Origin of the sequence: Thalassospira sp., from assembly GCF_048059015.1 — a bacterium.
Taxonomy (GTDB): Bacteria; Pseudomonadota; Alphaproteobacteria; order Rhodospirillales; family Thalassospiraceae; genus Thalassospira.
In genome coordinates, this window is the sequence record NZ_JBLLNT010000004.1 from 132216 (window position 1) to 156622 (window position 24407).

Sequence of the window (24407 nt, forward strand, 5' to 3'; positions counted from 1 at the left end):
AGGCTGATATGGCGTGCCCCAAAGCTTGGCTACGCGCCGCCGGGATGCTTTTTGCTGCCTTTGTGGCTGGCGGCCTTAGCGTATTGATCGCAAAACCCGCGATCGCCAATGACACAGCTCCGACCACAACAGACCGCGACCATGCGCTGTCTGGCTGTCACACCATATCCGTCGGTGGCGCAGATGGCTGGGAACCCATCACCTATATCGAAGATAATGGCCGCCATAGTGGCCTGGGAATTGATGTGCTGCGCGCGTATGCCAAACAGCATGACATCCAGCTTGAACTTCAGCTTGATATTCCCTGGAACCGGTCCCTGCAAATGCTCGCCAATAACGAGCTTGATGTAATTGCCGGTGCCTATTTCACCGCCGAGCGCGACCGTACCTTTATCTATTCACGCCCCTTCGCCCATGACGATGTGATGATTTTTCAGCATCGCGACAATCTGTTTAAGGTGACTGGCCTGCATGACCTGATCGGCTATCGCGGTGCGCGCCCTCAAGGGGGTAGCTATGGCGATCATATCGACAAGTTTGCTGAACAGCGCCTGGACATGATGTATTCCCCGACCGGGAACCACATTTTTAATGTGCTTCTCAATGGGCGAGCTGATTACGTCATGCTGGGGCTGTATGATGGCATGGCCAATATCTATCGCGACAAGTTGCTTGGCACCATCATCCCCGCCGAACCACCAATTGTGCGCAATGAAGTCCATCTGATGTTTTCGCGTGGCAGTTCCTGCGTACGCCACATCAAAAACATCAACCTTCTGATCGAAAAGCTTGATCAAGACGGAACCCTTGAACGATGGACGCAAAACCATCTTGCAAATACCCCGGCTGAAAGCGGCAGCTAAACACGCAAGCCTGCCCTTCTGTTCAAAGGTGTTCTGGCAAACAGGCCCGCGGAACGCCGCCTCTTTCCCCATGACCTTTTTCGATTTAAAGTTGCCGCCAACGAGCAAAATAAAACCCAAATTTAGCAACACATAATAATGGGGCGGATCGATGAAAATCCTTATGGGGCCGGTTTTGTCGTTCAAAGGATATGACAAGGCGACCAATCGCTGGAAACTAAGTGCACTGGTTGTCACAGACAGCGCACAGCCAAGCGGCATCTTCTTTACCAACGGCGCAACCGTATCGCAGCCCACCCACAGACTGCTCTGGCAAAACGGCAACAAATTTGCGCATTGCTTTACCTTCGACGCCCCTTTGGCGGCCGATCCATCCACGCTGACCTATAGCGTTGAAGACGGTATCTATCACGACATCCACCTGCCCGGCCAAAATGATGCACCGAACATGTCCTATGCATCCTGCAATGGCTTTTCATCGCAAAAGGTCATGAAGGGTGTTGAGGTCAAAAATCAGATGTGGCTGGAAATGGCTGATCGCCATCAAGCCAAACCGATCCATCTGATGTTGCTTGGCGGGGATCAGGTCTATGCCGATTCAATCTGGGAAGTTGTGCCATCGATCAAGGCATGGAACAACAAATCCAACGATGCCGCGAACAAGGCATCCTTTACCAAAGTGATGCAAAACCAAGTCGAAGCGTTCTATTTCACCCTTTACACCGAACGCTGGGCGCAGCCGGAAATCAGGGCGATGATGGCAAGCATCCCGTCAATTACCATCTGGGATGACCATGACATTTTCGATGGTTGGGGTTCTTACCCGCCTGCCCGGCAGAACTGTGATGTGTTTCAGGGTATTGGTAAAATTGCGACCGACGCCTTTAGTGTGTTTCAACAACACATCAAACCAGGTGGTGTGAAGCCCGATGTCTATCTGGCACCGGATCACGGCTTTTCGATGGGCCATGTTGTTGGCAGCACCGCGATCCTCTGTCTGGATATGCGATCGGAACGAAGCCAGCGACAGGTTCTGTCAAACGCGCATTGGAAGCAGCTGTATGACTGGGTCTCGAACCTGTCAGGCATCAAACATCTGTTTGTCATGTCGAGCATCCCGGTGGTCTATCCCGACTTCAATCTGCTTGAAAGCTTGCTTGGCGTTGTGCCGGGGCAGCAGGAACTGGAAGATGATCTGCAAGATCATTGGAGCAGCCGAAGCCATAAGGGCGAACGCACCCGCATGGTACATCGTCTGTTTGATTTTCAGGCCAAAGGCATGCGGATCACGATCCTGTCGGGCGATGTCCATGTCGCGGCATTCGGACTGCTGCAAAATGACCGCATGGAATATCCGGGCCGCACGCGCGTGATCAATCAGCTGATTTCATCAGCCATTGTTCATCCGGCTCCCAACAAGATGGTGCTGTTTGCGCTCCGTCATTTGCTGGATAACGACAAGGAAATCGATCCCGGCATTCAGTCACGCATGGCGGCACTGCCCGGAACCGACGTCAAATTCGTTGGCGCGCGTAACTTCCTGTGTCTTGAGCCCGATGATCGAACCGGACAGGACCGCTATTGGGCGCACTGGATTGTCGAAGGACAGGATGAACCCTTTACCAAGGTCATCCATCCGGTTCCGGCTTAAGACCGGACATAAAAAAGCGGGGCGGGATTAACCCGCCCCACTCTGGGTGGCTGCATGGTCAGCCACGGGAGGACGTTTTTGAGGTGGTCGAAATCAGTCTGATTTCTGCATCACCGTTTCATCGGCCTTGGCCAGAACCGCATGCAGCAGAACCTGTCCACCTGCATCCGACCAGTGTTTGTGCACTTCTTCGATTTCGTTATGCGAAATACCATCAACACACGGGATGAAGATCATCGCGGTCGGGCACACTTGCGCAAGATAACACGCATCATGCCCGGCACCTGATACGATTTCACGCGCCGAGAAACCGCCAAGTTCCGCACCCTTGCGCACCGCATCGACACATGATTCATCAAACGGCACTGGCGCGTAATAGAAGATCTGCTCCAACTCGGTTTTAAGGCCGATGTCAGATGCGATTTTCTCAACGCCTTCGCGAAGGGCCTTGTCCATATCGGCCAAAACAGCATCGTCAGGATGACGGAAATCAACGGTGAAGAAAACTTCGCCCGGGATCACGTTGCGCGAGTTCGGATGTATTTGCATCATCCCGACTGTGGCGCACGCAAGCGGGGAACGATCCAGACCGATCTTGTTGACCAGATCAATCACGCGTGCTGCACCCAGCAACGCATCCTTACGCGTTTTCATCGGGGTCGGGCCAGCATGGGCTTCGACACCGGTGAATTTGATTTCATACCAACGCTGACCCTGCGCATCGGTGACGATGCCAATATCCTTGCCTTCATCTTCAAGGATCGGGCCCTGTTCGATATGGGCTTCGAAATAGGCCCCCATCGGATGGGCATCGATAGTCGGTTCATCCGGGCCCATGTAACCGATACGCTTCAGTTCCTCGCCCATGGTTTTGCCATCGATGTCCGCGCGGGAATGACCATATTCAAGGTCAAACACCTTGGCGAAAACGCCTGATGACACCATCGCCGGGGCAAAACGTGAGCCTTCCTCATTTGTCCAGCAAACGACTTCAAGCGGGGCTTCGGTTTCGTATTTGGCTTCGTTAAGGGCACGGATCACTTCAAGCCCCGAAAGCACGCCATAAACGCCGTCATACTTGCCACCGGTGGGCTGGCTGTCAAGGTGGCTTCCCATGACAACTGGCGGCAGGTCCGGGTTACGACCTTCGCGACGGGCAAAGATATTGCCCATCTTGTCGATCCGGATCGAACAGCCTTCCGCCTCGCACCATTTGATGAACAGATCGCGGCTTTCACGATCAAGATCGGTCAGCGCCAGACGGCAAACGCCGTCCTTTGCTGTTTTGCCGATCTTGGCCATTTCCATCAGGCTGTCCCAAAGGCGGTCACCATCAATCGACAGATTACGTACACTGGGTTGAACGGTCATTCTTCAGTCCTTCTTCCTTGGTGGCATTCGTCGATCTGATGGATTACTCGGCCGCTTGACGCATCGGGTTCAGCGGATGTTCCGGCCAGGTCATGGGCGGCTTGTCGGTTTTGACCGGCTCCATGGTGATACAATCGGGAACCGGGCAGATGTGATAGCAAAGGTTACAGCCAACACATTCCTCGTCGACCACTTCAAACAGTCGGCCACCTTCGGGCTTATTGGTCATGGTAATCGCCTGATGTGAGGTATCCTCACATGCGATATGGCAACGACCACATTCAATGCAGTTATCCGGGTTGATGACGGCTTTGGTGTCGAAATTCATATTAAGCTCGTTCCAGTTCGCCACCTGCGGCACCGCCGCACGGGTGAACTGTTCGACACTGGTGTAACCCTTGTCATCCATCCACTGGCTCATCCCGTCGATCAGATCATCGACAACGCGGAAGCCATAGATCATCGCAGCAGTACAAACCTGAACCGCGTTGGATCCAAGCGCCATGAACTCCACCGCATCTTTCCAGGTGGTGATGCCACCGATACCGGAAATGTGAAGGTTCTTCGTTTCTGGCGTGCGGGCAATTTCAGCAACCATGTTCAGCGCAATCGGCTTGACCGCCGATCCGCAATAACCACCATGGGTACCTTTGCCATCAACCATTGGTTCGGGAACCATCTGATCGATATCGACCGAAATGATCGAGTTAACAGTGTTAATCAGCGATACCGCATCCGCCCCGCCCTTATAGGCAGCCTCGGCCGACCAAAGGATGTTGGTGATGTTTGGCGTCAGCTTGGTAAAGACCGGAATATCAACCGCGTCCTTGACCCAACGAGTGACCTGCTCGACCATTTCCGGCACCTGACCGATGGCCGAGCCCATGCCGCGTTCGCACATGCCATGCGGGCAACCAAGGTTCAGCTCAATGCCATGCACACCACTTTCGGCGATCTGCTGGGCAAGGTCCTTCCAGGCGCGTTCTTCGATCGGGGCCATCATCGATCCGATGATGACGTGATCAGGATATTCGACGCGGCATTCACGGATTTCCTGAAGGTTCACTTCCAAAGGACGGTCCGAGATCAGCTCGATATTGTTAATCCCCAGAAGACGACGGTTCTGGTCATGATGCGCGCCATAGCGCGACGATACGTTGACCACGGGCGGATCAATGCCCAGCGTCTTCCAGACAACCCCGCCCCAGCCTGCTTCAAAGGCGCGAACGACGTTGTATTTCTTGTCCGTCGGCGGTGCGGATGCCAGCCAGAACGGGTTTAACGAGTCAATCCCGGCGATTTTGCAGCTTAGATCAGCCATTTTTCTCTCTCCCTTTGACTTGCGGTTCAAGCGGATTTCAGGAATGCATCAATGGCGATGGCGGCTTGCTTGCCGTCCTCGACCGACTGCACGGTCAGGTCTTCGCCGCTTTTGATGCAGTCCCCACCGGCGAACACGCCCGGGGCTGTTGTCTGATAATTGTCATCGACCACGATTTTGCCGCCGGCGATCTCCATTCCGGCAAGGTCATCGGTTTTGATTTTCTGTCCGATGGCTTTCAAAATCTGATCGGCACGCACTTCAAAGGTCTCGCCGGTACCAACAAGCTTGCCGCTGGCATCGAGTTCGGTTTTTTCGAACTCCATCCCCATCAGCTTGCCATTCGCCTTGATCGCAACCGGTTTGGCCCAATAGCGGACAACCACACCATTGGTTTTTGCCAAATCCTGTTCGAACTCGGTCGCAGACATGTTTTCCGCACCCCGACGATAGACAAGGGTGACTTCCTCTGCCCCCAGGCGCTTGGCCTGAACGGCGGCATCAATTGCGGTGTTACCACCGCCAATGACGATCACGTTGTTGCCAACCGGCATGTCGGATTTCGGTTCGGTCTGACGCAGTTGTTCGATGAATTTGATCGCATCATCAACACCGGGGAATTCTTCGCCCTTCAGGCCAAGATTGTTGGTCGATCCAAGACCGACACCGACAAAGACGGCGTCATAGGAATCTTTAAGCGCCTCAATGGAGATATCACGCCCAAGCGCCTTGCCATACTCGATGCTGATCCCGCCGATACCGAGCAGGAATTCAACTTCGCGCTGGGCAAAGTCATTGGTCATCTTATAGGCGGCCAAGCCATATTCGTTCAGTCCGCCCGGCTTTGCCTTTGCTTCAAACACGGTCACATTATGACCCAGCATGGCAGCACGGTGCGCACAGGAAAGACCCGCCGGACCCGCACCGATCACGGCAATCGATTTGCCGGTTTCGGACGCACGTTTGAACGGATGGGGCAGATCGCGTTCCATCAAATGGTCGACAGCAAAACGCTGCAGGCTTCCGATTTCAACGGCAACATCTTCGGCGACGTTACGTACACATGCCTGTTCACACAGCACTTCGGTCGGGCATGCGCGCGCACAGGTCCCGCCCATGATGTTGGCTGACAAAATGGTTTTTGCCGCGCCATCCGGGTTGCCGGTGCTGATTTTGCGAATAAAGGTCGGAATATCGATCGATGTCGGGCATGCGGTGACACAAGGGGCATCGTAGCAATACAGGCAGCGATTGCTTTCTGCCATTGCCTGAAGCGTGGAATATGCCGGATGCAGATCGGAAAATCCGTCATCGGTCTCATTGTGACCGACACCGCCGTGAACGGCACCGGATTTAGAAGCTTGCTTGGCCTGCAAGGTGGTCATTGGTTTTGTCTCCCTGCCAAAAAGGCGTCCTCTCCTGACGTCATCGAGAGACAAAACAACAAGAATGAAAATACAATCTGGCCCAAAGCGATCAATGACGCCAAGCGACCCCGAATTGGGATCAAGATGGATTTATGGCGTTGTGTGGACGGATGCGGTTCCGCCCAACTCTGGGTCTTCTCGTACTGACATTCTTGGCGTATCCGTCCGGCCAAAGCCAGATTGTTTCCCAGTATCTAATCTGCCGTGCGGTTATATTTGCGGGGTTATCCCCGGTTGATTACACGTGCAGATGCCTCTCTCTGACGAATACAGCATGTCCAATCCTGATCATTTGGTCAAGATTAAAAATGCGAATTCTTGTTTGGCTGTTCAACCGCCCGGTTTGCTTGGGAAAATCGCGCATCGAACGCACGCGTCATCCCACCTTCTTGCCATACCAAACATCTGGTAGTTCGCTGATTTTGCGACCTTTGCGCTGGCTTTAATCGAAGAAACTGAAGTAACGTTAATTGGCACTGCCCCAGTCATCCCAGCTTGGAATGCCCGCAATGACCAAAGACGTGACTGCAACGGATACCCTACCTGATCGTCAACCATCGGTACGTGCCGTTGCCATGCCTGCTGATACCAATCCAAGCGGCGATATCTTTGGTGGCTGGTTGATGTCGCAAATGGACTTGGCCGCCGGGACCGCTGCGGCACGCCGGGCAAAAGGCCGAACCGCGACCGTATTTGTCGACACCATGTCGTTCCTGCGCCCGGTTCATATCGGGGACGAAGTATCGTTCTTCACAGAAATCATCCATGAAGGCCGAACATCGCTTCGCATTCATGTCCAAGCTTGGCGCCAGACCCGGTTTGGAGAGATATCTGATAAAGTGACCGAAGGTGTCTTTACCTTTGTCGCGCTCGATGATGACGGCCGCCCGCGCCCGATTGATCCTGATCCCGAAGATCAGCGCACCAAGACCTGATCAGCTATCCGCATCAAGCAACGGACTTTGCATATAGGCCACCAGCAATTCGCCAACCGCGACGAAGCTATCGATATGCGCGCGTTCATGGCCGTGCGATGCATCAAGCCCGAAACAGATCAACGATCCGCGCGCGTCATAGCCCGCTTCAATGCCTGCGGCGACGTCACTTCGGTAAAACTTGAAAACATCACGGGAATGCTCGATCCCGTTGGCTTCGGCCAGATCAAGCAAATGACGGTTCAGCTTGCGATCAAACGGGCCTGACATATCCTTCATCGCTATGGTGACGCCATATTCGCTGGTGTTTTGCCCTGGCGCGAAGGTGCCATTATCCACCGCAACCAGTTCGGCAATATCATCATCAAGAATATGGGGCGCACCATGACCGACTTCTTCGGCAATGGTGAACAGGATTTTGCAATCAACCGGCAAGGATGCCTTGGCGGTTACCAGCGCGCGCACCGCTGCCAGAACGGCTGCCACCCCCGCCTTGTCATCAAGATGGCGCGACACGACAAAGCCGCTATCGGTAAATTCGGCATTGGTATCAATCGCCACCATATCCCCGACATTGATGCCATGGGCACGCACGTCATCACCATTCGCAACCCGCGCATCAAGGCGCAACTCAAGCTGTTCCCAGGTAACCGGTTGGCTTTCGATTTCGGTATTGTACGTATGGCCCGATGCCTTGATCGTCAGGATCGTGCCGCGCGTTGTTTTGCCGTTATCGGAATAGACCGTCACCCGCGCGCCTTCAGCAAAGCGCGATGACCAATGCCCGATCATGGAAACTTCCAGACGGCCATTATCCTTGATCTGTTTGACCATCGCACCCAGCGTATCAAGATGCGCTGCGACTGCGCGATCAACACCCTTTGCCTGCCCCGGCACAACAGCCCGGATGGCGCCACGCCGGGTCAGCTCGAACGCAATACCCATAGCGCGCAACTCGTCACAGACGAAATCAACCGCCTGCTCTGTCATGCCGGTCGGGCTGTCAATCGTCAGGAGCTTTGCCAAAACAGCGCTAAGATATTGGCGGTCGATATGGGAAACAGACATGATTACCGTCCAGAATGACGCAGGTTGCATGGCCCGAAACACGGACCAAAAGGTGGATTAGTGTTTGGTCGCGATGCCCGACAATGCGCGCAATTCCGCACTGGGTGGCAAGTCACGCGGCAGATCGATATTGCCTGATTTCAGGAACCGATTTTCGACCACGGCTTCCTGTTCTTCCATCAGGCGTTGGGCCGCGCACATATGCTGATAGGTCACCGCACGTGCGGTTTCACCATCGGCCTTGCGCAGGGCTTCGATCAGACGGAACTGATAATTGCGTCCGGTTTCGCGAAGCTCGGTATTGGGCTGATCATAGATCTTTTTGCACACCGTCAAATTCATCAGCAAATCGATCATGAACCGACACATGAATGACAACAGCGGATTGGGGCACAGTTCCACCAGTACAAGGTGAAATTCCAGCTCCTTGAGGCGCTGCTGACGGGCTTCTTCAATCGATTGCGGGTGGCTTGCATACCAAGTCATGACTTCTTCAAGTCGCTCGTAGTCATCTTCATTGAGATGCCCGATGCATGCCGCCGCCATTTCTGGTTCCAAAAGAATGCGCAGCTCATAAATATCGCGGATCGAAAGATCCTTGAAAAAGAAGTAATTGGCCAGAAGCTCCACCGCGCGGCCTTCGGACACTGTATCGATAAACGCACCACCACCCGGCCCGGTGCGCGTCGCAATCAGACCTTGCGTTTCCATCGATTTCAGCGCCTCGCGCACTGTGCCCTTTGACGCCCCCAGAAGCGTGATCAGTTCGGCTTCCTGTGGCAGGCGTTCACCCGGACGCAGGCCCTTTTGGGCGATGTAATCCTTAAGCGCATCCGCAATAACATCGGATCTTTTACGTTCACGCTTACGCGGGCGTGTCGCAAGTTCAATATCCTCAGTCGATCCCTTGATCGGGTTTTTTGTCATTCTGTCTTTCCTGTCGCGCCCGGATGACTTCCCTTACGGTATATTAGCTTGTTTTACGGTGTTGTCACCGCATTGAGCGGGTGGAAACATGCCGCGTCATGATTATCAAGCCCATAACGCGCATCGGGAACTTTCGCCACGCAATCATCCTTGGCATAGGGACAACGCGGCGCAAAGGCGCAGCCAGGCGGCGGTGCCAATGGATCAGGCAGTTCCGCACTGGCGTCTTCCACGGTCAAACCACGTTTGCCCGGTACCGGCGCACTATCAAGCAACAGTCGGGTATAGGGATGCTGTGGCGCATCAAACAAGGCCCGTCCGGGTGCCTGTTCAACAACGCGCCCGAAATACATCACAGCCACCCGATCACTGACCGCTTCGACGACCGAAAGATCATGGCTGATAAAGATATAGGTCAGGCCAAACTGATCTTTCAGTTCCGCCAAAAGGTTCAAAACCTGTGCCTGCACTGACACATCAAGGGCCGATACCGGTTCATCGAGAACAATGATTTCCGGCTCGGCCGCCAAAGCGCGCGCAATGCCGATACGCTGCGCCTGCCCGCCGGAAAATTCATGGGGATAACGATCCAGGAATTCCGGACGCAGATTGACCGCATCCATCAATTCCTTCATGCGTTTATCCAGCGCATCACCCGAAAGACCGCGCAGATACCGCAACGGTGCCGCCAGTGTTTCCCGGATCAGCTTGCGCGGATTAAGCGAGCTGATCGGGTCCTGAAACACATATTGAATGCGCCGCGACAATGCATGACGATCCTCGGCGACCAGATCGTTCATATCTGATCCGGTCAGGGTAATGTTGCCTTCGGTCGGACGATCAAGACCAACCAGCATGCGGGCAAGGGTTGATTTGCCGCATCCGCTTTCACCAACAATGCCAAGGGTTTCGCCCTTGCGCACGGCAACATCAATCCCGCGCACGGCATAGACGGTCGGCTTCTTGCCCCCGAAAAGGGTCCGCCCACCGCCAAAGGTGCGGACAAGATCGCTTGTTTGCAAAACGACGTCAGAACCATCAGGCATTTGCACCCTCCATCGGTTTGATACAGCGCACACCATGCCCGTCGCCCAGATCATCAAAACTGATCTGACCAATCCGACATTTATCCTCTGCCCGATCACAACGATCGGCAAAGGCACACCCGGCGGGCAGATCATTGACCGCCGGCGGCAAGCCCGGAATGGCCGATGTCCGACGATCCGGTTCGCCCAGACGCGGCACACAATCAATCAGCCGCTTGGTATAGGGATGGGCCGGATGGTTCAGAACCTGTTCGGTCGTTCCCATTTCAACAATGCGCCCGGCATACATCACCGCCACCCGGTCACAGATTTCCGAAACCACGCCAAAATCATGCGTGATGAACAAAACAGACGTGCCGTGATCGGTGCGCAGATTGTTCATCAGTTTCAAAATCTGTGCCTGCACGGTGACATCAAGGGCTGTGGTCGGCTCATCAGCAATAATCAGGCGCGGCTCATTGGCCAGTGCCATGGCAATGCCAACACGTTGGCGCATCCCGCCTGACAATTGATGCGGATAGTTATTGGCACGGCTTTCCGGATTGGGAATGCGCACCATGCCAAGCAACTTCACCGCCTTGGCCCAGGCATCCTTGTAGCTGATGGCATTATGGGCGCGGATCGCCTCAACCAGCTGATCACCAATCGAAAACAGCGGATGCAGCGTTGAAAGCGGGTCCTGAAAGACATAGGCCGCCTTGCCACCACGAATGTCACGGACCTGACGTTCGGACATGTCAAAGACATCCTTGCCATCAAACATCACCCGCCCACCAACAATAGTTCCGGGCGGGGATGCGACAAGGCCCAGCAACGACAGTGCGGTGACCGATTTGCCCGATCCGGACTCACCGACCAGACCGACACATTCGTTTTTGCCAACATCGAAGCTGACGCCGCCAACCGCCTTATAGGTGTCATCACCCAAAACAAATTCGGTGCGGAGTTCATCTACCGCCAACACCGTATCGTTCGATACAGCTGCACCAGCACCTTCGTCGCTGCGGTCAATTTTGGTCAGCGGTGCCGGACGGGCGAGCGCACCTGATTTCAAGCGCGGATCAAGCACATCGCGAATACCATCGCCCAGCAAATTGATGCTCATGACCAGAATAAAGATCATCGCACCGGGAATGGCCGAAAGATGCTGCGCGGTTGTGATCAGTTTACGCCCCTCGCCCAGCATGGAGCCAAGATCGGCCTGCGGCGGCTGCGCACCAAGCCCCAGGAAACTTAGCCCCGCTGTTTCAAGGATCATCCAACCCACCGTGGTCGAAATCGTAATCACGATCACCGGCATCACATTGGGCAGGATTTCGGTCAGGAGGATGCGAATATGCCCCTTGCCCGAAAGCTTGGCGGCATCGACAAATTCCCGATGCGCAATGCCCACCGTGACTCCACGAATGTTACGCGCGAAGAACGGGATATTGACCACCGCAATCGCATAAAGCGCATTCATCAACCCCGGACCAAGGGCGGCAACAATCGCCAGTGCCAGCAGGATATAGGGAAAGGCCATCAACATATCGATGCCGCGCATCATGATGTTGTCGGTCCGCCCGCCGAAATAGCCCGACACAATCCCGATGGTTGAGCCAAACAGTGCCGCAACCAAGGATGCAGAAATACCAACCGCCAAACTAACCCGTGTGCCCCACAAAAGGCGCGACAGCAAATCACGGCCAAGGTGATCGGTTCCCAACAAGTGACCGTCCGATAACGGACGCAACAAACGTTGTGCCGGGTTGGTGGCATCTGGGTCCGGCAATGGCAGGATCGGGGTGATGATTGCCACCAGAACCACAAGGGCCAGGATCACAGCGCCCATCAGGGCAAGCTGATTGCGCGCCAGAAGCTTGAACGCTGATGGCCGTGCCGACCGTTTTTTGGTTTTGGGTTGAGGATTGATTGCTGTGCTGGTCATGCCTTCACCCTCGGATCAAGAAGATGCTGGATGACATCGGCAAACAGGTTAAACAGAACGTAACTGCCCGCAACCAGAACCACGCCACCTTGAACCAGCAAGATATCCCGGGTCGAAATTGCATTAACCAACATTCGACCGATGCCCGGCCACTGGAACACGGTTTCAATATAAACCGCCCCGCCCAGCACAAAGCCCGCCTGCACCCCGATCACCGGGACGACGTTCACAAGTGCTGTCTTGAAGGCATGGCGATAAATCACCCGGTTTTCATCAAGCCCCTTGGCGCGTGCGGTCCGAATGAAATCCTGACGCAGGACTTCAAGCATGTTCGAACGCGTCAGACGCGCGATGATGCCTGTGGCGACCACGGCCAGCGTGATCGACGGCAAAATCAGATGACGGATCAGATCGGGTAAATCACCACCGCCATAAATCGCATACATGCCACTGACCGGAAGCCACCGAAGTTCAACGGCAAAGAACATCATCAAAAGCAAACCCAGCCAGAAACTGGGAATGGAAATCCCGATCAAAACAGCAAAGGTCAGTGCCTTGTCCGCCCAGCCATATTGGCGCACGGCCGAAACCACCCCGGTCAGAAGACCAAAGATCGTGCACAGGACAAGGGCGGTGCCCGCCAGAATAAGCGTCGCACCAAACCGCTCCAAGATTTCATCAAGAACCGGACGGTTCAGGCTATAGGATCGCCCGAAATCGCCCTGAAGCATATTGGTCAGCCAGATCCAGTATTGTTCGACCATGGTTTTGTCCAAACCAAGATCGGCGCGCAATTTCGCGACATTGTCCGGCGTGGCATAGGATCCAAGGATCGCCAATGCGGGATCACCGGGGATCATCGACATAATCAGAAAAACAATCACAGTCAGGCCCAGCAAAACCGGCACCATCAGGATCAATCGGCGTAAAATATAGACGTGCATGGCAAGGCTCGTCTGGCTATGTGCGGGAAAAGTCGAAAACAATAATGCCGGGGCAAGGCACCCTTACCCCGGCATCAAGATCAGATCAGTTCTTTACGACGTCATCAAGCAGCAGGAAGAACGATGGCTGTAGCTTGAAACCATCAACCATGGTGCTTGAAACAGCGTTCTGTTTCCAGTTCGCGATAAAGGCCCAGGGCGCATCGTCATAAACGATTTCCTGCATTTCGCGATACAGCTTGGCACGTTCAGCCTGATCGGTTGAAGAACGGGCTGCTTCAAGAAGCTTGTCCACTTCCGGGTTGGAATAATAACCCGAATTGAAGCCACCCTTATCGGGCCATGCATCGGTGCGCAGTGCCAGATATGGCAGGGTGTCGGGATCATTGGTCATCCATGCCATTTCTGCCATGTCTGCCTTGCCTTCAAGACCCGGGTTCACCTTGCCAAGGAAGGTGTTCCACTCATAGGTCTCGATCGCAACCGTCAGACCGATCTGGGCAAGGTCGGCCTGAATGGCAGCGCCCATCGGAACCGGATCAAGCATGCCCGAACCGCCTTCGGTGACATAGAAGGTGACTTCTGCACCTTCGGCACCGGCTTCCTTGATCAGCTGTTTGGCTTTTTCCACGTCATGCGGATAAGGCTGAAGCTGTTCGTTATAAGCCCATGCGAATGCCGGCGGCGTCGGACCAGCGGCAACTTCGGCCGTGCCCTGAAGCACGTTTTCAACCAATGCCTTTTTATCAATCGCATAGTTGATCGCCTGACGGACTTTCTTGTCTTTGAACGGACCTTCTTTCAGGTTCAGGATCAGGAACCAAAGGTGCGGACCTGCCTGTTCATAGACACTGAAATTGGCATCACCTGAAAGCTGGGTCAGGCTGTCTGGCGGGACTTCGACCATAAGGTCAATACCACCAGCCATCAGCTCGGCCACACGGGTATTGGCATCCGTGATCGGGCGGAACACAACCGCTTCAAGTTTGGCGGCATCTTCCCAGTAATCATCGTTACGCACGACAACCACCTTGGCGTTGCTTTCCCATTCGGCAAATTTGAACGGACCGGTACCAACCGGGCTGCGACCATAATCCGCGCCATTTTCCTGAACCGCCGTCGGGGAAACGATCAGGCCGGTCGGATAGGCAAGGTTGGACAGAAACGGCGCATAAGGCGCGTTCAGCTGAAATTTGACGGTCAGATCATCAACGACCTCGACCTCTTCAACCGCGCTAAAGAAGAATGCCAGCGGGAAAGGACCGGTATCATGCTGGGGATGATTTTCATCAAGCATACGGTCGAAATTGTATTTTACCGCCTCGGCATTAAACGGCGTACCGTCATGGAAGGTCACACCATCACGCAGATTGAAGGTATAAACCGTACCGTCATCGGAGATTGTCCAGCTTTCGGCAAGGGCGGGCTCAACCTCAAGCGTGCCGTCCTTGTAACGCACCAGACCATCATAAACATTCATCAGAATGCGAAAGTCATTCACGGCGGTCACTGCCGCCGGATCAAGTGATTTGGGTTCTGCAATCTGACCCACCACCAGAACACCCGGTGGGGTCTGCGCTTCGGCCGCCGGGCCGAAACCAAATGCGGAAACCGCGAGGGCTGCTGCTGCAAGCATCCCCTTAAACAGGCTTTTCATTCAAGCCTCCCTTGTTGAAACCTTCCTGTTACCCCCGGCTCAAACCGAACCGACCGACAACGCACCGCTGAGTTATTATTTTTACGGACGCTTCCCCGTTTTCCGAACCCGCTGTCGATGCATTCGGATGCGACGGTTGCAAAACCTATTTATAATGATAAATTCGAATTCGGCAATTATTTATCATTATAAATTCAAGACAGCAAATTCAACAAGCTGTCCGTCAGGCGGGAAACATGACCTACACAATCGTCGCCAGAGACCCGAAAACCAATGCGCTGGGGATCGCCAGTGCCACGGGAAATCTGGCCGTTGGCGGATTTGTCCCGCATATCAAACCCGGCGTCGGTGCCATTGCGACACAGGGATTCTCGACAAATTACTGGTACGGCATCAATGGCCTGACCTTGCTGGAAACAGGAAAACGCGCGGATTCGGTACGTGATGAACTGACCCTTGCCGATAATGGTCACCATTGGCGCCAGCTTCTTGTTCTGGATGCCAATGGCGAAACAGCCGCCTGGACCGGGGATAAAAACCGCCCGGAAACCACGCATATCACCGAACGTGATTTGGTGGTTGGCGGCAATATGCTGGCCCATTCAAATGTGCCGAATGTCATGCGCGACCGGTATGTCGACATGATGAAATCATCCAAACCGTTCGATCAATGCCTGTTAGAAGCATTGGTCGCGGGCTTTGATGCCGGGGGCGATGTGCGCGGCACGACATCGGCCATGATCAAGGTCGTGGAACCCAACCGCCTGCCACTCGACTTGCGGGTCGATGATCACGCCGACCCCCTTTTGGAATTACAACGCCTTTACGGCAAGACCCGTGATCCGGAATATCGCCGGTTCTTTGACCGCCTGCCCACCCCGGATGCGCCCCACCAGTATTAAAATCAGAGTTCCCGTTATCATGCTTGGCCAACTGATCTTTGACCGCCTTGAAGAAGCCGCCACCCACAGCCAACCCGGCCCCGGAGTCACGCGACTGTTCCTGAGTGACGAGCACCGTGCGGTCACCCCGCTGATCCGCGACTGGATGACCAAAGCGGGCCTTGAAAGCGAAATTGATGCGGCGGGCAATATCGTCGGACGCGATCAAAAGGCATTGGACGGCGCGCCCACCCTGATCCTTGGATCGCATCAGGACACGGTTGTTTCGGGTGGCAAATATGACGGCATGCTGGGTGTTGCCCTGCCGATTGCAGTGATCGAACAGATCAGAAAATCGGGCATTGATTTGCCATTCGGGATCGAAGTTGTGGCCTTTGGCGATGAAGAAGGCACACGGTTTCAATCAACCCTTGTCGGGTCGCGCGCCCTTGCTGGCAAACATGATCCCAAATCGCTTGATGCGACCGATGATCAAAGCATTTCCGTTGCCGATGCCCTGCGCGATTTCGGCTGTGCGCCGGACGATATCCCAAGCTTGAAGCGTGACAAGAAAAACACGCTGGGCTTTGTTGAAGTCCATATCGAACAGGGCCCGGTTCTTGAAAAGCGTGATCTTCCGGTCGGTGTTGTCACCGCCCTGACCGGGATTGAACGCCACAACATTCGCATTCAGGGCAAGGCAAGCCATGCAGGCACGACACCGATGCATAATCGCCATGATGCGCTGGTGGCGGCGGCTGACGTTATTCATCAGGTCGAAGCGGTGTGTTCCGCGACAGAGGGCATGGTGGGTGTTGTCGGCAAAATCGAAGTCAGCCCGAACGCGGTCAATGTCATTCCCGATCATGTCGATCTGACGATTGAGCTTCGCGCCCCTGAACGCTTTGTCCGGGTCAATGGCCGGGGTCAGATATTATCAGCCCTTCCCAATATCGCCACCAACCGGCGCGTGGAAATCAGTGCGGATCAGACATATGAGGCCGAAGGTGTTCCCTGTGCCGACTGGATCATGAATGGTCTGGGTCAGGCGATTGGCGAACAGGGGTTTGAACCATTCCGCCTGTTTAGCGGGGCTGGTCATGACGGGCTTGCCATGCATGATCTGTGCGATATCGGCATGCTGTTCGTGCGTTGCCGCGACGGGCTTAGTCACCACCCCGACGAGGCCGTCACAGCGCAAGATATCGATGTCGCTGCCAATGTATTGATCGACTTTCTGCAAATGATTGGGCCGATGAAAGGGCTTTGAATGCAGTCAAACTGGCAAAACAGAGCCGGTTGACCCCACTTTTTTTGAGCCGTTTCGCAAAATATTACGATGCCCGTCGATCAATTCGGCGGGCATTGTTTTGTTTTAGCCCCCAAATCATCAACTTTTAGCATCATATAATTTACTAATACTCAACTTTGCAGCGAAATTGTTTCATTTTTATGTATGCTTTTCGCGTCGCCTCAGCTGGCGGTGGTAAATGCATATCGGGGGAACCGTCATGCCGCCGTCACTGACCAAGCGACTGGTGCAGAGGGGATCTGCATCGCGTGCCGTGGGAGGATCAGCCTGAAATTTTCAGCATCTGATCAGGAGAAGCAAATGACCGATCAGCCAATACTTGTGGGCTATGACGGAACAGATGCAGCACAGCGCGCCGTGGAATTCGCGGGCCAGCGTGCAACAGCAGTCGGCTGTGCCGTGCATCTTGTTTTTGTCTTGGAGTGGTCCCCATACAGCTTCCTGTCGACACAGGAGCTTGAAGAACGCCATCAACGGCGTACAGAAGAACTTACCAGGGCAGAGCAGACGCTCAAACCCGCCCTTGATACCCTTAAAAAATTGAAAATACCGGTGACTTCGGAGGTCCGTTACGGCCATTCCGGCGAACTGATATGTGACATCGCAAAACAGAAAAATGCCTGTCAGATCATCGTTGGCCGCAAGGGTGGATCGACGCTTGGCGCAAGACTGCTGGGCAGTTTGCCGCTTACCCTGGTTCAGGCATCGCCTGTTCCGGTCACTGTCGTTCCGTAAGGCAATCACGAAAAGTTAAACCGGAGAAACATCATGTTCTGGAACAAGACAGCAGCGGCCACGGCCGCGGCAATGATGTCGGCCACCCTGCCCCAAATTGCACATGCGCAGGAAGCCGGCCTTGATGAAGCCATCAATCAGGCAATCGCACCGATTTCAAATGTGATTGCCGGAACCATGTTCTATTCCGTGCCGATTGGCGGCACAGCATTCCCGTTGATTGTCGGCTGGCTGGTGGTCGCAGCAACCATCTTCACGCTCTATTTCGGGTTTGTGCAATTCCGTAAATTCGGCCACGCCATTTCGCTGGTCAAAGGGGATTATTCCCATCCCGAGGATGCTGGCGAAGTTTCACACTTTCAGGCATTGGCAACCGCCCTTTCGGGCACGGTTGGCCTTGGCAATATTGCCGGGGTTGCCGTTGCTGTTTCCATCGGTGGGCCAGGTGCAACATTCTGGATGATCCTTGCCGGGCTTTTGGGCATGGCATCGAAATTCACCGAATGTACGCTGGGCGTGAAATACCGTAACGAATATGCCGATGGGCGTGTTTCGGGCGGGCCGATGTATTACCTGTCCAAGGGTCTGGCCGAAAAGGGCAAGCCCGGCCTTGGCAAGGTTTTGGCGGTCCTGTTTGCAATCTGCTGCATTGGTGGTGCGGTTGGTGGCGGCAACATGTTTCAGGCCAATCAAGCCTTCCAGCAGGTTGTCAATGTAACAGGTGGAGAAAACAGCTTCCTCGCCGGGTCCGGCTGGCTGTTTGGACTTTTCATGGCGATCATTGTTGGCGTGGTTATCATTGGCGGCATCAAATCCATCGCCAAGGTGACCGAGAAGATCGTGCCGTTTATGGCGGTTATCTATGTCACCGCGGGCATCATCATTATCCTCTCAAACATCACAATGGTCGGTGATGCCTTTGCCCAGATCTTTGTTGGCGCCTTTACCGGGGCTGGCGTTGCTGGCGGTGTCGTCGGCGCCCTGATCCAGGGGTTCAAACGCGCAGCCTTCTCCAACGAAGCCGGTATTGGTTCTGCAGCCATCGCACACGCGGCTGTCCGCACCAAGGAACCGGTTACCGAGGGCTATGTTGCCCTTCTTGAACCGTTCATCGATACGGTGGTGATTTGCACCATGACCGCCCTTGTGATCACGATTAGTGGCGAGTTGAATTCCGGTCTTACCGGTGTTGAGCTGACCTCAGCCGCATTCGCGTCGGCCTTTACCTGGTTCCCGCTGATCCTGGCACTGGCAGTTGTCCTGTTTGCCTTCTCGACCATGCTGTCATGGTCCTATTACGGGCTTAAAAGCTGGACCTATCTGGTCGGTGAAGGCAAAGGCAAGGAGATCATTTTCAAGCTGTTCTTCTGCCTGTGCGTGATCGTTGGCGCATCCATGAGCCTCGGTCCCGTGATTGATTTCTCGGACTCCATGATCTTTGCCATGGCGATCCCCAACATCATCGGCCTTTATTTCCTGATGCCGGTGGTGCGTGGTGAAATCAACCAGTATTGGGCCAAGATCGAAAGCGGTGAGATCAAAAAGGTCAAATAAGCCAACATTTTGAAACAATTCCAAACACCCCTGCCCATTGGTGGGGGTGTTTTGGTTTACGCCCTGCAAGCGGGACATGGCTGCTGATCAACGCTTCGGCTATGCAAACCCCGGCAAATATGCGATTTTAATCGGCACAGGCAGCAGGCTGTGATAGAAGCCGCGCCAGAGAGATTTCCCGTATGACCGATAAGAAGACCCGCAAGTGATGAGTGATCAATCGCGCCGTTCCGAATTGCTGATGCCCGCAGGCTCGCTCGAGAAGCTGAAAGTTGCTGTGCTTTATGGCGCTGATGCCGTCTATATGGGCACGCCGGACCTGTCGCTGCGCGTCAAAAGCCAGATGTCACTTGATGACGTGGTCGAAGGGATCGAATTTGCGCATAAACATGGCGTTCGCGTTTATCTGACGCTGAACCTGTTTTCGCATAACAAGGATATCGACAAGCTTCCGGAATATGTCGATACCGTCCGCAAATGTAAGCCCGATGGCCTGATCGTGGCCGATCCGGGTGTCTTCATGTTTGTCCGCGAACATGCACCGGAGCTTGATCTTCATGTCTCGACCCAGGCCAACGTCTGTTCCTGGCAGTCCGTGAAATTCTGGCAAAGCATTGGTGCGAAGCTTGTGGTTCTGGGCCGTGAAGTTTCTTACGAGGAACTGACCGAAATCCGCGCGCAATGCCCGGACATCAAGATCGAAGCCTTCGTGCATGGATCGATGTGCATGACCTATTCCGGTCGTTGCTTGCTTTCGAACTTCATGGCTGAACGTGGTGCGAACCAGGGGGCGTGTGCCAACTCGTGCCGCTGGAAATACAAAGTCCACATGAAGCTTAAGGACGGCACGGTCAAGGAACTCAAACTGACCGAAGAAAACCTTGAGATGTTTGACTTCTTCCTTGAAGAAGACATGCGTCCGGGCGAGCTGATGGAAATTCAGGAGGACGAGCGTGGCTCCTACATCCTGAACTCGCGTGATCTGTGCATCATGCCAAAGCTTGAAGATTACCTGAAAATCGGTGTCGATAGCCTTAAGGTCGAAGGCCGTGGCAAAAGCCCCTATTACGCGGGTCTCGTTGCGCGCGCATACCGCATGGCGATTGATGACTGGTACGCAGACCCGGAAAACTGGTCAGCCGAAGAATATATGAAGGAACTCTCGACCATTCCGAACCGTGGTTACACGCTGGCCTTCCATGATGGTCGTCTGACCAATTATGCGCACGGCTATGACAGCAACACCAACGTGTCGGATTGGGAATTTGCCGGAATGATCGAGGAAGTCGAAGACGACGCCTTTATCATGTCGGTCAAAAACCGCATGCTGCCCGGTGACGTGATCGAAATCGTCCCGCCGCGTTCGCGTCAGACCATCTTCATCCGCATGTATGAATTCATCGACGCCAAAACCGGCAAGGTCGGCGAAGCGGTTCATGCCAACACCCATCCGCGCATCCGCCTTCCGTTCAGCTTGTTTGAACAGGAAGACCCGGAATTCCTGAAACGCGAAATCCTGCCGATGACCATCGTGCGCAAGGAAAAGGCGCTTTCGGAAGACGAATGGCAGCGCCTGAAACTTGACCAGGAAGGCCACAAGATCGAGATGGGCAAAGGCAACGAAGAGCGCTATGACGCGAAACGCGAAGCACTTCAGACCGCCCTTGATGACCGCCAGAAGGAACGTTCTTTCCGCACCCCGCGCGTTGGCACCAAGGGCTGCTGTGGCCGTGGCTGTAACGGTTGCCTGATCTTCTGGCATGATGAAAGCTACGCCAAGGCGCGTGAAATCCTTGCCAAACGCAAACAGGGCGAGATGCTTGAAAAAGACGGCAAGACGATTGCTGCTGAATAGGCATCATCTCGCCTGACGCAAATACAGAAACGGCAGCCCAGTGGCTGCCGTTTTCTTTTGCCTATTCGGTGGCTTTCAGCGCGCGTTCTTCAAGCTTGTCAATCCGGCGCAGGCCGTACCAACCCAGTCCAACAAACACAATCAGAAGCACTGGGCCCACCAGCATCAGGTTGCGTTCCAAAAGCTCGCTCATGCTCGCACCAAGGCTATAGCCCAATGCGAAGTAAACTCCGACCCAAAGCAGGATCGAGATAACGCTAAGCGGCAGGAAACGCACCACCGGCATCTTGCTCATGCCGACCGGAAGCATGCCGATCATGCGAATGGTGTTGGGGTAACGGCATAAAAGGATATAGGCGACGCCATAATGCTCAAACAGGCGCATGGTCTTGCCCATCCAGCCCGCAAAGGATTTCGGCAATTTGCCAATAATCGCATTACCGTAACGCCGACCAAGCCCGTAACGCACCAGATCACCGATAATCCCGCCCGCAATCATCGCGGTTAGCGACGGCCCCAAAAGCAGGCTTTCGGACGCGACCAGAATACCGGCAAAGACCGGTAGGATGCTGGATTTGCTGACGCAATAGGTAAAGATCAGGATATAGACCAGATCCTGATGATCCCGAATCCAAAGATTAATCGTCTCGATCAAGGCACAACCCGCCTAATTATAAGTGTTGAGGCGTTCTAATCCAGGGCAACACATAAGGCCAGTGTGCGACTTCACACCGGCCTTTAATGCAGATGACCGGATCGGGTTTACTGCAATCAGGCAACTTCAAACCGGATCGGCTGGGCACCTTCCCACAGCGTCATTTTGCCAAGCTTTTCGAGGTCTTCAAGATTGCTGGTGACCGTGATGAAGTGGTTACCGGCAAGCTGGCCGACCTTGGATGCGAAATGAACGCCGCCATAAGCCAAAAGGATTTCGGTTTCGCTGATCCCGCCCGGATAGAGGATAATCTGGCCCGGTGCCGGGAAGCTTGTGTGGTTTTCATAGCCAACACCGAACTGATAATCGCCGAGCGGCATCCAGACACCCTCGCCGCTCCAGCGGACATGGACGGCTTTGCTTTCAAACGGCATGCGTTCCAAAAACGCCTTGCAGGTTTCCGGCGCTTTTTGCGTTTCAAGCACACCATCAAAGGTGAACGGGCCTGCGGTGATTTTGATTTTTGTCATGGTTGTTCCAGTTCGGTGGGGCGACGCCGATATGGCGTGGTCATTTTCGTGCTGTAACCAAGGGCTATCGCGTCGTCAAAGGATGGTCAATCGCCTTTCGAACCATGCACAAATTGCAATGCCCCATACCAAAATGCGGGAACTCAATTTCTTGCAAAGTCAAAACCCGGCCTTTTGAGCCATTTTTTGCGTTGCGGTATCGGTTATTCGACGATCCTGCGATTGTTTCATGACAAAACGGGTGAAAATTTCACTTGCGCGCGAAAAGCAATGGGCGTAAATCCCGCCTTGCCCAAAGTCGCACGTGCCTGTGGTGGTCCTGCTTACTGGAACCCGTAGGACTTACTTAAAGCAACGACGGTGTAGGGCTTTTTTGGTCTCAGGTGGCGTCCAAATCCACCGACACTAAAGAGGCACACCATCATTGCCCACGTGCGGAGCGGGAACCCCCATTCCATAGCGAGGCAGACTTCGCAAGTTCCGGTTGGCCCCGGAGCTATTCAGTTCGCAGGTAGTCCGCGTCATGCGCCTCCACCGCGCTCATACGCATCAGGTATCTGCAACTGCCATATCGTGGAATGGGAGAACGCCCCAATGGCAACTCAGCGTATTATTGATTTTCTCGCACAGAACCGTCCGGAAGGCCCTTGCCTTGTTGTTGACCTCGACGTTGTACAGCGCAACTACGAGACCTTTACCCGTGCGCTTCCGAGCTCCCGCATTTTCTATGCGGTCAAAGCAAACCCGGCACCGGAAGTTCTGAGCCTGCTTGCCGATCTTGGCAGCAACTTCGACACTGCATCTGTCCCTGAAATTGAAATGGCGATGGCCGCTGGTGCAAGCCCGGACCGCATTTCGTTTGGTAACACCATCAAAAAAGAACGCGACATTGCGCGCGCTTATCAGATGGGTGTTCGCCTTTACGCGGTTGATTGCGTCGAAGAAGTCGAAAAAATTGCCCGTGTCGCACCGGGTGCGCAGGTATTCTGCCGCATCCTGACCGATGGCGTAGGTGCTGAATGGCCGCTGTCGCGTAAATTCGGTTGCGCGCCCTCGATGGCACTCGAAGTTCTTGAACATGCCCATCACATGGGTCTGGATGCCTATGGCGTGTCGTTCCACGTTGGTTCGCAGCAGTGCAACCTTGATGCATGGAACACCGCATTGGCAGAAGCATCTGCGATCTTCCGTACTTTGGCTGACAAAGGCATCGTTCTTCGCATGGTCAATATGGGCGGGGGTTTCCCGACCCGTTACCTGCGCGACGTTCCGGCGACCGAAGCATATGGTGCAGCGATCGTTGACGCGCTTCACACCCACTTTGGCAACCACATGCCTGAAACCATTATCGAACCGGGCCGCGGCATGGTTGGTGATGCAGGCGTGATCAAAGCCGAAGTCGTTCTGATTTCGCGCAAACACGAAGATGATCCGGTGCGTTGGGTTTACCTCGACATCGGTAAATTCGGTGGCCTTGCCGAAACCATGGATGAAGCCATCCGTTACCCGATCACCACTGTGCATGATGGTGGCGATGTTGCTCCCTGCGTTCTTGCGGGTCCGACCTGTGACTCTGCTGACGTGCTGTATGAAAAGAAACCTTATGACCTTCCGGTCGCACTGACCATTGGTGATGAAGTTCTGATCGAAGCCACGGGTGCCTATACCACCACTTATGCTTCTGTTGCGTTTAACGGCTTCTCGCCGTTGACCGCATACATCATCTGACCCCTTTTTTCGGGAAAGAT

20 protein-coding genes are annotated in these 24407 nt (G+C 54.4%); 9 read left to right on the forward strand and 11 right to left on the reverse strand.

The window, feature by feature from the left end; all coding sequences use genetic code 11:
• Positions 1 to 8 precede the first annotated feature (8 nt).
• On the forward strand, positions 9 to 863 hold the full coding sequence (locus tag ACMZ66_RS07160; protein WP_416935832.1) for a substrate-binding periplasmic protein: 855 nt from the start codon (positions 9 to 11) through the stop codon (positions 861 to 863).
• A gap of 151 nt (positions 864 to 1014) precedes the next feature.
• Positions 1015 to 2514, forward strand: coding sequence for an alkaline phosphatase D family protein (locus tag ACMZ66_RS07165; protein WP_416935834.1), 1500 nt, complete (start codon positions 1015 to 1017; stop codon positions 2512 to 2514).
• A gap of 93 nt (positions 2515 to 2607) precedes the next feature.
• On the opposite strand, the gene ACMZ66_RS07170 is transcribed toward ACMZ66_RS07165, so the two are convergent.
• The 3 genes from ACMZ66_RS07170 to ACMZ66_RS07180 are packed head-to-tail and all read right to left on the reverse strand — an operon-like array spanning position 2608 to position 6591.
• Positions 2608 to 3885 (reverse strand): Zn-dependent hydrolase, encoded by a 1278-nt coding sequence (locus tag ACMZ66_RS07170; protein WP_416935836.1) that lies wholly within the window; start codon positions 3883 to 3885, stop codon positions 2608 to 2610.
• Between the two features lie 43 nt (positions 3886 to 3928).
• A complete protein-coding gene (preA, locus tag ACMZ66_RS07175; protein WP_416935838.1) occupies positions 3929 to 5206 on the reverse strand; it encodes an NAD-dependent dihydropyrimidine dehydrogenase subunit PreA in 1278 nt (425 codons plus the stop codon).
• Positions 5207 to 5232: 26 nt separating this feature from the next.
• Positions 5233 to 6591 carry an NAD(P)-dependent oxidoreductase gene (locus ACMZ66_RS07180; RefSeq protein ID WP_416935840.1) on the reverse strand — a complete coding sequence of 453 codons (1359 nt, stop codon included), beginning with the start codon at positions 6589 to 6591 and terminating at the stop codon, positions 5233 to 5235.
• A 551-nt stretch (positions 6592 to 7142) separates the two neighbouring features.
• Between ACMZ66_RS07180 and ACMZ66_RS07185 the strand changes: the two genes are divergently transcribed.
• Positions 7143 to 7568, forward strand: coding sequence for an acyl-CoA thioesterase (locus ACMZ66_RS07185; RefSeq protein WP_416935842.1), 426 nt, complete (start codon positions 7143 to 7145; stop codon positions 7566 to 7568).
• On the opposite strand, the gene ACMZ66_RS07190 is transcribed toward ACMZ66_RS07185, so the two are convergent.
• From ACMZ66_RS07190 to ACMZ66_RS07215, 6 genes are all read right to left on the reverse strand, one after another.
• Positions 7569 to 8636 (reverse strand): osmoprotectant NAGGN system M42 family peptidase, encoded by a 1068-nt coding sequence (locus tag ACMZ66_RS07190; RefSeq protein ID WP_416935844.1) that lies wholly within the window; start codon positions 8634 to 8636, stop codon positions 7569 to 7571. It abuts the gene before it with no gap.
• 57 nt (positions 8637 to 8693) lie between these two features.
• On the reverse strand, positions 8694 to 9563 hold the full coding sequence (locus ACMZ66_RS07195) for a FadR/GntR family transcriptional regulator (protein ID WP_416935846.1): 870 nt from the start codon (positions 9561 to 9563) through the stop codon (positions 8694 to 8696).
• A gap of 53 nt (positions 9564 to 9616) precedes the next feature.
• A complete protein-coding gene (locus tag ACMZ66_RS07200; RefSeq protein WP_416935848.1) occupies positions 9617 to 10609 on the reverse strand; it encodes an ABC transporter ATP-binding protein in 993 nt (330 codons plus the stop codon).
• Complete coding sequence (locus tag ACMZ66_RS07205; protein ID WP_416935850.1) at positions 10602 to 12536, reverse strand: dipeptide/oligopeptide/nickel ABC transporter permease/ATP-binding protein; 1935 nt, start codon at positions 12534 to 12536, stop codon at positions 10602 to 10604. Before ACMZ66_RS07205 ends, ACMZ66_RS07200 begins: the two co-directional genes overlap by 8 nt.
• Entirely contained in the window at positions 12533 to 13480 is a 948-nt protein-coding gene (locus tag ACMZ66_RS07210) for an ABC transporter permease (RefSeq protein ID WP_416935852.1), read from the reverse strand. The genes ACMZ66_RS07205 and ACMZ66_RS07210 overlap by 4 nt, the downstream gene beginning before the upstream one ends.
• 85 nt (positions 13481 to 13565) lie before the next feature.
• A complete protein-coding gene (locus ACMZ66_RS07215; protein ID WP_416935854.1) occupies positions 13566 to 15137 on the reverse strand; it encodes an ABC transporter substrate-binding protein in 1572 nt (523 codons plus the stop codon).
• Between the two features lie 236 nt (positions 15138 to 15373).
• Between ACMZ66_RS07215 and ACMZ66_RS07220 the strand changes: the two genes are divergently transcribed.
• The 5 genes from ACMZ66_RS07220 (at position 15374) to ACMZ66_RS07240 (ending at position 21474) form a co-directional block, all read left to right on the forward strand.
• Entirely contained in the window at positions 15374 to 16039 is a 666-nt protein-coding gene (locus ACMZ66_RS07220; RefSeq protein ID WP_416935856.1) for a DUF1028 domain-containing protein, read from the forward strand.
• 19 nt (positions 16040 to 16058) lie between these two features.
• The gene (locus ACMZ66_RS07225; RefSeq protein WP_416935858.1) at positions 16059 to 17288 is read left to right on the forward strand and encodes an allantoate amidohydrolase; all 1230 of its coding nucleotides are present in this window, start codon (positions 16059 to 16061) and stop codon (positions 17286 to 17288) included.
• Positions 17289 to 17630: 342 nt separating this feature from the next.
• A complete protein-coding gene (locus ACMZ66_RS07230; protein ID WP_416935860.1) occupies positions 17631 to 18065 on the forward strand; it encodes a universal stress protein in 435 nt (144 codons plus the stop codon).
• A 33-nt stretch (positions 18066 to 18098) separates the two neighbouring features.
• Positions 18099 to 19619, forward strand: a complete 1521-nt coding sequence (locus ACMZ66_RS07235; protein ID WP_416935862.1) for an alanine/glycine:cation symporter family protein — start codon at positions 18099 to 18101, stop codon at positions 19617 to 19619.
• Positions 19620 to 19827: 208 nt separating this feature from the next.
• Entirely contained in the window at positions 19828 to 21474 is a 1647-nt protein-coding gene (locus ACMZ66_RS07240) for a U32 family peptidase C-terminal domain-containing protein (RefSeq protein ID WP_416935864.1), read from the forward strand.
• A gap of 61 nt (positions 21475 to 21535) precedes the next feature.
• On the opposite strand, the gene ACMZ66_RS07245 is transcribed toward ACMZ66_RS07240, so the two are convergent.
• Entirely contained in the window at positions 21536 to 22129 is a 594-nt protein-coding gene (locus ACMZ66_RS07245) for a DedA family protein (protein ID WP_416935866.1), read from the reverse strand.
• Between the two features lie 116 nt (positions 22130 to 22245).
• Positions 22246 to 22659 carry a DUF3830 family protein gene (locus ACMZ66_RS07250; protein WP_416935868.1) on the reverse strand — a complete coding sequence of 138 codons (414 nt, stop codon included), beginning with the start codon at positions 22657 to 22659 and terminating at the stop codon, positions 22246 to 22248.
• 594 nt (positions 22660 to 23253) lie between these two features.
• Here ACMZ66_RS07250 and ACMZ66_RS07255 point away from each other — a divergent pair.
• Entirely contained in the window at positions 23254 to 24387 is a 1134-nt protein-coding gene (locus tag ACMZ66_RS07255; RefSeq protein ID WP_416935870.1) for a type III PLP-dependent enzyme, read from the forward strand.
• Positions 24388 to 24407 lie beyond the last annotated feature (20 nt).